General features: G+C 61.4%; 3 protein-coding genes. 1 reads left to right on the plus strand and 2 read right to left on the minus strand.

Going from position 1 to position 12,675, the window contains the following annotated elements:
* On the minus strand, positions 1-10,297 hold a 10,297-nt coding region (locus AB4Z35_RS29030; RefSeq protein WP_442101025.1), incomplete at its 3' end, for a peroxidase family protein.
* Positions 10,298-10,595: 298 nt separating this feature from the next.
* Complete coding sequence (locus tag AB4Z35_RS29035) at positions 10,596-10,955, minus strand: hypothetical protein (protein ID WP_442101026.1); 360 nt, start codon at positions 10,953-10,955, stop codon at positions 10,596-10,598.
* A 72-nt stretch (positions 10,956-11,027) separates the two neighbouring features.
* Here AB4Z35_RS29035 and AB4Z35_RS29040 point away from each other — a divergent pair, with 72 nt between their 5' ends.
* Entirely contained in the window at positions 11,028-12,515 is a 1,488-nt protein-coding gene (locus AB4Z35_RS29040) for a sensor histidine kinase (RefSeq protein WP_442101027.1), read from the plus strand.
* Positions 12,516-12,675: the final 160 nt, after the last annotated feature.

A 12,675-nucleotide genomic window follows, 5' to 3' on the forward strand; every position in this document is an offset into this window, starting at 1 on the left:
CAACACCGCCGAACATCGTGTCGGCACCGCCACCGCCGAGCATCGTGTCGGCACCGCCACCGCCGCCGAGGAAGTCGTTACCCGCGCCACCCCCGAGCGTGTTGTCGAGCGTGTTGCCGCTGCCCGCAAAGTTGCCGCTACCGCCGAAATACAGATTCTCGACGTTGGCACCCAGGGTGTAGCTCGCAAGCGAGGTCCAGACCGTGTCACTGCCGGAACCGGCGAGCTCGGTCACCACGTCCCCAAGGTTGTCGACTTCATAGACATCGTTGTCGACGCCACCGACCATCGTGTCGGCACCTGCGCCACCGATGAGGACGTCGTTACCTGCGCCACCGACGAGGACGTCATTACCCGCCCCCCCCACGATCGTGTTGGCGAGCGCGTTGCCGGTGCCCGCAAAGTTGCCGCTGCCGCCGAAATACAGATTCTCGACGTTGGCGCCCAGGGTGTAGCTCGCAAGCGAGGTCCAGACCGTGTCGCTGCTGCCGGCACCGGCGAGCTCGATCACCACATCCCCAAGCTCGGTGACTTCGTAGACATCGCTGCCGCCACCGCCGGCCATCGTGTCGGCACCTGCGCCACCGATGAGGACGTCGTTACCCGCACCGCCCACGAGCGTATTGTCGAGCGCGTTGCCGGTGCCCGCGAAGTTGCCGCTGCCGCCGTAATACAGATTTTCGACGTTGGCACCCAGGGTGTAGCTCGCGAGCGAGGTCCAGACCGTGTCGTTGCCGGCACCGGCGAGCTCGGTCACCACGTCCCCAAGGTCGGTGACTTCGTAGACATCGTCGCCAACACCGCCGGCCATGGTGTCGGCACCCGTACCGCCGATGAGAACGTCATTGCCCGCGTCACCATTGAGGATGTCGTTGCCGCCCAAGGCGTTCAGGATGTCGTTGCCATCGCCTCCGCTGGCCACGTCGTCGCCTGCTGTGCCGGTCCATATGTCGGCACCGGCGGTACCGACAAACACATCACCGACCACTGTCGTTGCGGCAGAGGTGACTTGCTCAAGTGTGCCGAGGTCATCGACGTAACTCGCGACGACACGCAGTTGCTGAGCGGTCTGCGTCGAGTCGGGCGTGAAGGTCGTGCCCGTCGCGCCGGCGATGTCGGCAAAGATCGCACCGCTCCCCACCTGCCACTGATGGGTAATCACCGAGGTCGTGGTCCCGTTGGCGTCGGTGAACGCATCCGTGGCGGTCAAGGCCGAGCCTGGCGTCGGGGTCGTATCGCTGATCAGCACCGTGCCAACCGGCAGGACATTGACGGTGCCGGTACCGGCCGGCGAGATCGGTGCGGTCGGCGCCGAGAACACTTCCTCCAGCACGCCATTGGCGTCCTTGTAGACCGCCCTGACGCGCAGAGCCAGTCCGGTTGGCACGACGAGTTCCGGAACAGCCGGCACGGCGCCGATGAGGGTCGCCGGTGGTGCGACCCTGAGTTCCGAGCCCACCGTGACAGTCGTTCCCTCTGCGCGCGCGACCTCTCCGGCGGCAAAGAAGGTAATGTCTTCGAAGACGCCCGAGCCCGCACGCGGTTCGAATTGCCAGAAGAAACTGATGGGCCCGGTGATCGCACCGCCGGTCGCGGTATTGTCGGCATCCGCGATGTCTGCCGCCGAAACCGTCAGCGTCTGGCCGACGGCGGGCGTGGGATCGTCGATCCTCAGCGAGCCGACTGGCGCCGAGTTCAAACCACCGAGCACGAGCGCCTGATCGGCGAACTGCAGCCGCTCGATATTGCTGAGGGTGTCGACCCCGTCCCTGGCAGCGACATTGTCGGTGACCGTAACGGTGCCGTTGACGTTTTCGACCACGGTGTAATCCGCAAAATTGCCAGAGAACAGCGCCGTGTCGAAGTCGGGGCCGGGCGCCGTCAGGATCTCGCGGACGATCTGGAGCTGGCCGGGGTTATAGGTGCCGTTCAACATCAGCGGGACCAGCGGCGTCATGTTATCGAAGGAGGCGATTTCCGGCCCGGTGCCATCAATGTTCTGCCGCACGCTGATGCGTACGTTGAGCCACTTGTCGCCGTCGATGAGGTCATCGCCGCCACGGCCTTCGAGGACGTCGCTGCCAGCACCGCCCAGGACGATGTTGCCCCCGTCGAACTTATCGTCAGCTGTGCCGGCGATGCCATCCGCCCCGTTGCCGGCAGCGCCAACGAACGCCCGCAGACCGCTGATGAGGTCGAAGTTGGTGAGCACGCTGCCCTTGGCGCCAGCGACGGCGAGCAAGTCTGCAGTGGAGTCATCGCCGCTGAGGAAGTCGGCGTGGGACGATCCCGACAACCCTTCCACCAGGTCCAACCGGGCAAGGATCGACGCGTTGGAGCCAGGCACCGCCGGTTGATCGAAGAAGCGCAGCCTGGAGTTGAGGCCGATGGTCACGCCGGCCGGATCGTCCTTGAAGGTCGCCCAGTCGTAACCGGAGAAGCCAATGAAACGGTCCGCCTCGCTGGGGCTGCCGATCATGATGTCATCACCGCCCTCCCCGTCGAAGTTGTCCGGGCCGCCATCGCCCATGAAGACGTCGTTGCCATTGATCGGGTCGTTGCCGAATGGGTCGAAGTTGTCGCCGGCAACACCATCGGCGGATCCGCCCTGGATCCAGTCGTCACCTTCGCCGCCGCGCGCGAATTCGTTCGCCTTGCTGCCGAGGATGAAGTCGTTGCCCAGGCCTCCGCTGGTGTCGGCCAAGTCCTCGCCGGTGATGATGAAGTCCTGACCGGCCTGGCCGAGGATCAGGTTGAGACCGTTGCCGCCCTGGATGACGTCGTTGCCGTCCTCGCCGTGGATGACGTCGTCGCCGCCGATGTCGGTGATGATGTCGTCACCGGCACCGCCAAAGAGCTGGTCGTTGCCGTAGCCGCCATCGATCCGGTCGTTACCGGCATCGCCATAGACCGTGTCGTCGTCCGAGTCGCCGGCAATGAGGGTGTCGTTGCCGGGCGTGCCGCCCAACACGACCGTTTCGGCGCCGGTATAGTGCAGGTAGTTGGCATCCGGGCCCACTGTGGCGGGGTTGTCGCGGATCACCAGCGGTGTGAGGAAGTCACTGCGCGGTGAGCCAATCGGGTGGACCGACGGACCAAACGGATCGGCATTGGCTGGCAGATCGTCGATCGTGCCGACAATACCGTCGGGACCGGCAATCACACTGGGGTTGTACTGGTTCGCCTGGTTGACCTCCAGAGTGTAGGCTGGCGTCAGGAAAACCCTGCCCGGGAGGTGTGTTGCATCGGTATTGGCCATGACCAGCGAGGAGAACGTGTTGTTCTCAAGCTCGGCGCCAAAGTCCATCGAGGCAGTGCGCTCCAGATAGTAGAAACGGTCACCGTCCTGGAGTTTCTCCATCTGGTTCTCGAAGACGAAGTTGAAGGTCGAGCCGAGCATGCCGCCAAAGGGCATTTTCTCCTCGGCCAGCCCGCCAACCCAGAAGTCGACGTTATCCAGGCCGGTGATGGTCACATCGTCAGCCGTGTGCAAAACGCCGTCCGCACCAGCGGTGCTGGTCCAGGCACCGGTGCTGTTCAGGAAGTCGACACGGTCGGCCGGTGCGGTCGCGCCGCCGAGCACCAGGTCCGCAGCCGCGGCGCGCTTGTCCGCCAGCGTGGTGGCGCCGGTGATGGTCGAGTGCGTGCCGTAGGCGGCGATGAAGTTGATCAGCGATTCCGGATGCTTCATGTGCTGCACGAAATCGGCCCAGCTGGTGTAGGGCTTGAGCTCGGCGTCGCCGGTGGGCCCATAGAACTCCCGCCGCGCCGCGTTCAGGGACGGAATGCCGGTATCGCGGCCGCGCGCCAGGTTGATGGCGGGCAGATCGAGCGGCAGACCCAGCAGGTTGTTGCGCAAGGCTTCGGTGACGAATTCATCGATCTCGTTGCCCACCTGGCGGGTCACGCCGCGCACGATGGCACCGGCCGCCTGTTCTGGGGTCGGACCGCTGCCTGCGAACTCGAGCGGATTGAGGAAGGCCTGAATCAGCCCGATATCGCTCGAAGCGAAGTTCGGATCAAGCCGGTCGACCTGCTCCAGCAGCATCGAGTGCCCGAAGCGATAGACGGTGTGCGCGAACTCGGCAACGATGCTCGGATCGATCGCGGTGTCGTACACCTGGCCCGGGGCGAAGAAGGGATCGACCATCGGCTGGATAGTGCGCGCGAACTCCTCGAACACAAGGTGCTGGTACTGCATCTCGGTGCCGAACTTCGCCGTCTGGAACAGGCGCTCGCCGTTCCAGTCGAGGGTCGAGGTATCGGCGGGAACGGCAGTGACAGGCGTCAGCAGCCACTCGTTCAGGAAGGACACGTCGCCGCTTGCCGCTGTCGCCAGGACCACCGCCATGGTGTGATCGACCAAGCGGTTGTGCTCATGGTGAAAGATGGAATGGACGGTGGTCAGGCCGATGTTCTCATTGACCCGGCCGTCGCCAGCGATGTAGTGCGCATCCAGCAGTTCGTTGTCGTAGAAGCCTGGCGCAGGTGTACCACCAACGATATTGTCCGCATCGGGCAGGAGTGCTGCGCCGGTCTGGCCGTCCACCGGAACGGCGGTGTGTGCGATGTCGTTGAGGAAGGCATGACCGGTGCGCACGGCATCGACCAGGCTGATGGGCGCCAGCGGATTACCTTCGACGAGCACATCGTCGGCCGTACCGGCAATTCCATCCGCCCCCTTCATCACGACCTGTGGAAAACCGTTCGGACCCTTGATGAAATTGCCGTAGGCGTCGGTCGCCAGCAACGGCACGTTGTCGAAATCGGCATCGGTGAGGTTGATGCCCAACAGCGCGCTCGCCTGCGCCTTGACCACCTTCCAGGTGGCCATGCCACCGATCGCGACGTCATCGGCCGTACCGAACACGCCATCGGCGCCCAGATCACGATTTTCGATCAACTTGCCGGTGGCCACTGGATCGCCAGCAGCGTTGAGCTCATAGGCACGCAGGAACACCTGGTGCGAAGGATGCGAGCTGTAGGTCTGGTTCTGGTCGACAAACGGCGAGGTGGTGTTGGTGTTCTCGTGGATGTCGTCGGCCGTGCCCAGAATGCCATCGGGGCCGGGCTGATTGGTGGCGCGTGTCAGCACCATGAAGTTGGTCGGGCTACCGGGCACGAACAGCGGGTCATCCGGCTGCAGCGGAACGAACACAGTGCCCGAGCCGCCCTTGGTGACGAGGTCCAGGCCATGGTCGAAGAACTGGCCGAAGAAGGTCATCCATTGGTTGAACGGCGCGGTCAGGCCCGCGTCAGGGCTCACGTTCGGGTCGAAGAAGGTCTGGAACGTCGTGCCGTCGGTACGGGTTCCGGTAACCACCTGTGCACCGACCTTCAAGACATCGTCAGCCGTGCCAAGGACGCCATCCAGACCCGGATCGAAGGTGGCCGCGACCGCCGCCGGGTTGTTGGCGGTCTGGTCGACGATCAGGTTGCTGATGGTGCGCGGCTGCGAATCGATCACCAGGCCACTGGTTTGGGTGTAGCTCGTGCCGGCGTCGGCCGGGCGGAAGTCCGGCGTGGTCAGGCGCGGGAATACATTATCAGCGGCACCGAACTCGGGATGGAGCAGGTTGTTCTCCGTCCCTTCGACCGTGCGCAATCCGTACGGCACCCGGATGTTCGGCAGCAGAGAAACCAGGTTCTCACCAGCCGCGTGGTGTTCCGCTATCTTGATCTGGTCAAGGATGAACGCCAGGTCGGATTGCGTGTAACGCACACCGTTGCTGGGGGCAGTGGTCTGCGGATCKATCAGCGAAGGCGCCGGTGCGGGGGTAGGCGCCGCGGCCACGATTGCCGTAGTCGGTGCCGAGAATACCTGCTCCGTCACGCCATGATCATCCGCATAGATGCCTTTGACGCGAATTGCCAGGCCGGCAAGATCCGACGTCACTGTGAACGTGGGCGCGTCCGCTCTTACAAATCCGATACCGATGCGACCTGGCCCGAGGATGATGTCCTCGAAGACGCCCGAGCCCGGTGCTGCTTCAAACTGCCATACGTAACTGATGGAATTGTGGATCGCCCCGCCCGCGTTGTCGCCATCGGTGAGGCCTGCCGCAGACACGGTCAGCGTCTGGCCAACGGTCGGTGCGGTGTTATCGACCGTCAGTGCACCCACAGGCTCGGCGTTGACCCCCTGCACGAGGACCACTGCCTGATCGGAGAACTGCAGCCGCTCGATATGGGTGAGACGGTCGGTTTCTTCCTTGCCGACATTGTCGGTCACGGTGACGATGTCGGTGCCGGCGATATTGAGGGGAACGGCGGGATCGACGACGATGCCGTTGACGGAGATCGTGTAGTTCGCCAGAGGACCCAGGAAGTTGACGGTGTCGAACGCAGCCCCGCCTGCGGATGTACCGGGCAGGATTTCGCGCACGGCGACGAGCTGGCCGGGATTGTAGGTGCCGTTCAGCATGAGCGGGATCATCGGCGTCATGCTGTCGAAGCTGGCGATCTCCGGCCCGGTGCCATCGATGTTCTGACGCACGCTGATGCGTACGTTGAGCCAACTGTCACCGTCGATGAGGTCGCTGCCGCCACGGCCTTCGATGATGTCGCTGCCATCGCCGCCGAGGATGATGTTGCCCGCGCCGAACTGATCGTCGGCCGTCCCCCCGATACCGTCGGCACCGAAACCGGCGCTGCCGACAAAGGCCCGCAGGCCGCTGACGAGATCGAAGTTGGTGAGAATGCTGCCCCTGGCCGTGATGTTGGCGATAATGGCCGCGTTTTGTTCATCGCCGCGCAGGAAGTCGGCGAAGGCCGAGCCCGACAGGCCCTCCACTTCCGCGAACCGGTCATAGATCGAGTCGGCCGATTGCGCCACTGCGCCCACGATATTGCCTGCAGCATTGGGCACCGCGTGATAGGGACTGAAGAAGGGAACGACCATGTCGACGGTCACGCCGTACTTGTCATTCTTGTAGGTGGTCCAGTCGAACCCGGACATGCCGTCCATCTTGTCCTGGGCATCGCTGGCGACGAAGACGTCGTCGCCGCCTTCACCGATCATTTCATCGAATCCGCCGGTGCCGATGAAGATATCGTTGCCGGGCACATCGTCGGTCAAGGTCGGGCTCATGTTATCGCCAGGCGCACCGTCCTGGGTGCCGCCCTCGATCCAGTCGTCGCCTTCGTTGCCGGTCGGCGCGAGGTTGACCTTGGCGCCGAGGATGAAATCGTCACCCGCGCCGCCGAAGGTCATCGTGATGTCTTCGGTGGTGATGATGAAGTCTTTACCCGCACCGCCGAGGACCAGGTTGTTGCCGGCGAGGATCGAGTTACCGGCCTGGATGACGTCGTTGCCGTCATCGCCGTGGATGACGTCGGCACCGCCGATGTCAGTGATGATGTCGTCACCGGCGCCGCCAAAGAGGTTGTCGTTGCCGTAGCCACCGTCGAGCCGATCGTTGCCGGCATCGCCATAGACCGTGTCGTCGTCAGAGTCGCCGGCAATGAGGATGTCGTTGCCAGCTGTGCCACCCAGCACGACCGTATCGCCGCCGGTGTAGTGCAGGTAGTTGGTATCCGGGCCCACTGTGTCGGGGTTGTCGCGAATCACCAGCGGCGTGAAATGGTCAATCCGTGGTGAGCCGATCGGGTGGTCCGACGGGCCAAAGGGGTCAGCGTTGGCTGGCAGATCGTCGGCCGTGCCGAGGATGCCGTCCGGGCCGGCCACCACACTCTGGTTGAACTGGTGCGTAGGGTCGACTTCCAGGATGAAGGCCGGCGTCTGGAAGATGTTAGCCGGCAGGTGCGTTGCATCGCTGTTGAGCATCACCAGATTGGCGAACGAATTGTTCTCAAGCTCAGTGCCGAAGTTGAGTCCCGCGGTGCGTGCCAGGTAGTAGAAGCGGTCACCATTCTGCAGGTTTTCCAACTGGGTTTCGAAGACGAAGTTGAAGCTCGAACCCAGCTGGCCGCCAAAAGGCATCTTCTCCTCAGCCAGGCCGCCGATCCAGAAATCGACGGAGTCCAGGCCGGTGGTGGTCACGTCGTCTGCGGTGTGCAGAATACCGTCCGCACCGGCGTTGCTGGCCCAGACACCGGTACTGTTGAGGAAGTCCAGGCGATCAGCCGGCGCCGTGGCGCTGCCGAGCACGAGATCCACAGCCGCGGCGCGCTTGTCCGCCATCGTCGTAGCGCCAGTGATGGTTGAATGCGTACCGTAGGCGGCGATGAAGTTGATCAGCGATTCCGGGTGTTTCATGTGCTGCACGAAATCGGCCCAGCTCGTGTAGGGGGTCAACTGGCTGTCGCCGGTCATGTGGTAGAACTCGCGCCGCGCCGCGTTCAGCGACGGGATGCCGGCGTCGCGGCCGCGCGCCAGGTTAAGCGCGGGGAGGTCGAGCGGCAGGCCGACCAGATTGTTGCGCAGAGCATCAGTGACAAACTCGTCAATCTCGTTGCCGACCTGCCGCGTGATGCCGCGCACGATGGCGCCAGCCGCCTGATCAGGAGTTGGGCCGCTCGCAGCAAACGCGAGAGGGTTGAGGAAGGCCGCGATCAGGCCGGTCTGTTGATTGCCCGGGTCAACCGGATTGCCGTCGCCGACGACGTTGAAGTTGGGGTCGAAGCGATCGACCGTCTCCAGCAGCATCGAGTGACCGAAGCGAAAGACCGTGTGCGCGAACTCGGCGACGATCGACGGGTCGATCGTGGTGTCGTTACCCATAGGCGCCAGGAAGACGTCCACTTGCGGCTGGATGGTGCGCGCGAACTCCTCGAACACCAGGTGTTGGTACTGCATCTCGGTGCCGAACTTGGCCGCCTGGAACAACCGCTCGCCGTTCCAGTGCAGGGCCGCGATATCGGCCGGCGTCACTGGCAGCGCTGTCAGTTGGGCATCGGGCATCAGCCACTTGTTCAGGAAATCGAGGTCGGCGGAGGCCAGCACTGTCTCCTTGGTCTGGTCAATCAGCCGGTTGTGCTCGCTGTGGAAGATCTCATGCACCGTGGTCAGGCCGATGTTCTCGTTGACCCGGCCATCGCCGGCAATGTAGTGCTTGTCGAGCAGCTCGTTGTCGTAGGTACCGGGAGCTTGCGGGCCGCCAATGACGGTGTCCGCGTCAGGCGTCAGGCCGCCGGTCGGATCGGCACTGTGGGCGATGTCGATAAGGAACTGGTGACCGGTGCGCACGGCGTTCACCAGGCTGATTGGCGCGGCCCGATTACCCTCGACGAGTACGTCATCGGCCGTGCCGGGAAGGCCATCCGCGCCCATCATCACGACTTGTGGGAGGCCGTTAGGCCCCTTGATGAAGTTGCCGTAAGCATCGGTCGCCAGCAGCGGTACGTTGAACACGTCCGCATCGGTCAAGTTGATGCCGAGCAGATCACGGGCCTGGGCCTTGACGACTGCCCAGGTGGCCATGCCGCCGATTTCGACGTCATCAGCGGTGCCGAATTGCCCATCGACGCCCAGATCACGATTGGTGATCAGCTTGCCGGTGGCTACCGGATCGCCAGCGGCGTTGAGCTCATACGCGCGCAGGAACACCTGGTGCGAGGGATGCGAGCTGTAGGTCTGGTTCTGGTCGACAAACGGCGAGGTGGTGTTGCTCTGCTCGTGGATGTCATCGGCGGTGCCCAGAATGCCGTCGGGGCCGGGCAGATTGGTGGCGCGCGTCAGCACCATGAAGTTGGTCGGGCTGCCCGGTACGAATAGCGGGTCATCCGGCTGCAGCGGAATAAAGACTGTGCCGCTGCCGCCCTTGGTGACAAGGTCCAGGCCATGGTCGAAGAACTGGCCAAAGAAAGTCATCCACTGGTTGAACGGCACGGTCAGGCCCGCGTCCGGCGTGATATTAGGGATCTGGAACACGGAAACGTCGTCGGCGGTGCCGAACAGGCCATCCAGACCGGGGCTGGTGACAGTCTGTGAATCCGGATTGGCCGCTGCGGCCGCGACCGCCGCCGGATTGTTGGCGGTCTGGTCGACGATCAGGTTACTGATGGTGCGCGGCTGCGAGTCAAAGACGAAACCGCTGGTTTGCAGGTAGGAAGTCGGCGTGGTTCCGCCAGGATCGGCGGGGCCGAAGAAGCCAACCGGCTGGACCTGCGCGGTATTGAACACCGGCGTCGTCATACGCGGGAAGATGTTGTCGGCGGCGCCAAACTGGATCTGGGGATCGGCCAGGTTGTTGTAGATGCCGGAAACGGTGCGCAGGCCGAAGGGTACTTCTACGTTCGGCAGCATGTCAGCCAGACTCGCGCCTGCCGCATGCCGTTCGGCGATGAAAATTTGTTCGAGAATGAATTCGAGATCGGACTTGATGAAGCTGGCCATGGCTGTTTCCTCGATGCATAACTAGTCAGGAAACCACATGCGTAATGCTCGGCTGCAACTACGTGGTTTAGTGTTGAACCCCATAAACAAAAAACAGAAATTGAACGACGGGACCTGATTTCACGGCGACACCGAGCCCTTGCCGAATCGCGTGCGATCAGCAGTGCTCAGCTGAGGGTCAATGCCTCATGGCAACCGTATTTACAGGCCGGTGTTGCGCCTCAAGGAGGGGACGGCCCATGAGTGCAGGACGAAAAGAAGGGGTAACTTGCAAAAGGCCCCGTCACGTATCGGGGCTCTATCCTTCTGTCCATAATGCTCTCTCAGGAATAGGGGGCTGGTCACAGATGCCACACATCCAGCGATCAGAGTCATTGTCCGGAATAGGCTCGCGAAGATCGCCATAGTCCGGGACTTCCTGAGGGGTGATGGCACGGTTCTGCGTCCATGCGGCTTCGTCAACAAGCCTTTTATCCATGAGAAAGCTGGCATCGACTACGATTTGACTAGTATGTTGAATGCCAAACGTGCAGACGTTTCCATCCTGGCCTGTATGGCCGTAAAGTGACAGTACAGGGCGCGAATGGCCGACCACACTATTGGTCTGCCGGGAATAGCGATTATCCAGATTGATCGAGAATCTTTTTAAACTATTCATCGCGCCTCCCGCCTTCAACCTCAAACGCTAGCTCTACACTCCATTGAAAATGAGTATTGAGGGGCTACCCAGATGTGTACAGAGACAAAAGCCCAATCAAATTCTGAGACCTTGGTCGATGAATCGGATCAGACCTTGGTCGGATCAGGGGCTGGCCAAACGTCCAGTGGCGGAGTGCCAGGGAGACAGGGCCCCCGTGCGAAATTGCGCCATTTGAGCCGCTCAACCCAGTTCGTAATCTCCGCCACGATAATTCTGGGTTTGACCATGACGTTCGTTGGAAACCTCGTAAGCCAGAGTATCGAAGATGCAACGGTTCAAACTGCGGCAGAGGCAGGGGCGCGTTACATGGCGAACTTTCTCGAACCTTTCGTCCAGGGATTAACCACTGCCAAAGAACTTCCCGATGGAACTATTCAGACCATTGATCAGCTGTTGTCCAGCACCTCGTTCAGTACACATGTTGTCTCGGTGAAGATCTGGCTTCCAGACGGCACGATTGTCTACAGCACCGACAAATCCGCGGTCCAGAAAGTTTTTCCGACAGAGGAGATCTCACAGGCGCTGACAGGCAAGATCTATACAGAACTGGACAATGATCTTGAAGACTTTACTGCGAATGATATTGAGGATGCTTTTGAGCGAAGCCTGAATATTCCGCTCTATGAAATTTTTGCTCCACTGCGCGAAGCGGGTACTGGAAAGATTATTGCGATTGGTGAGTTTTACGAAACCGCGGAAGCGTTACAGCGCGAAATCAATAACGTTCGCAAGAAAGTATGGGCGATTGTTGGTACAGCAACGATGGCCATGCTTTTGCTGTTATTTTTTATCGTTCGGCGTGGCGACAAGATAATAAAGCAGCAAATGGATGAGCAAGCCAGGTTGCACTCGAATAATGCCGCCCTTCAGCACAAAGTCACTACAGCCAATCGCGAATTCTCCAGAATCAATGAACTCACTCTTCGCCGGATCGGGGCAGATCTTCATGATGGTCCTGCTCAGCTGTTGTCACTTATTCTCCTTCGCCTTGAAGAGCTCGAAGATTCGCAAGGCGCCTCAGATGGGGAAGTCCTCGAAATGATCAGACGTGCCGGCGAGGATGCTTTAAACGAAGTGCGGGGAATATCACTCGGCCTGGCACTTCCGGAAGTCAATGATCTGACCCTGCACGATGCGCTGGTATTACTTGCTCAGCGGCACGAAGAGCGAACCGAGACGCGAGTCGAACTGGAGCTTGATACTCTTCCAGGCGATGTACCGATAGCGCATAAAATTTGTATTTACCGCTTCGCCCAGGAAGCATTGAACAATGCCTATATTCACGCCGGAGGAAAAGGCCAAAAACTCAGCGCCTTTTACTCCGAAGGGCTACTGGAAGTGCAAGTCAAGGATGCGGGGGTGGGTATTTCAACCGAGAAACCGAGTGTGCCAGGTCGAGGTAGAACTCCCCTGGGCCTTGTCGGCATGCGCTATCGCGTCGAATCCCTCGGCGGAATATTCACCATTGAATCGGCGCCCCATGCCGGAACCAAAGCCAGGGCGCAGTTCAAAATATGATCACCCGTGCCAAAATGATCGTTGTACTCAAGTAACCGGAAGCGCTTATGGCTAATGCCAGTCAGATAAGCGGTAATGCGATCTGTAGCAGCTGCCGAGCCCGCGAGGCTGCGTTCGGCTGCATAGCAGTCGTGAGTCCAGCTGACGCGGCCTGCCTGAC

Origin of the sequence: Pseudomonas sp. KB_15, assembly GCF_052114525.1 — a bacterium.
In the GTDB taxonomy this organism is placed as follows: domain Bacteria; phylum Pseudomonadota; class Gammaproteobacteria; order Pseudomonadales; family Pseudomonadaceae; genus Aquipseudomonas.

Excerpts from the sequence above, each read along its gene's own strand:
- AB4Z35_RS29035 (WP_442101026.1), bottom strand. The coding sequence starts at position 10,955 with ATGAATAGTTTAAAAAGATTCTCGATCAATCTGGATAATCGCTATTCC.
- AB4Z35_RS29040 (WP_442101027.1), top strand. The coding sequence starts at position 11,028 with ATGTGTACAGAGACAAAAGCCCAATCAAATTCTGAGACCTTGGTCGAT.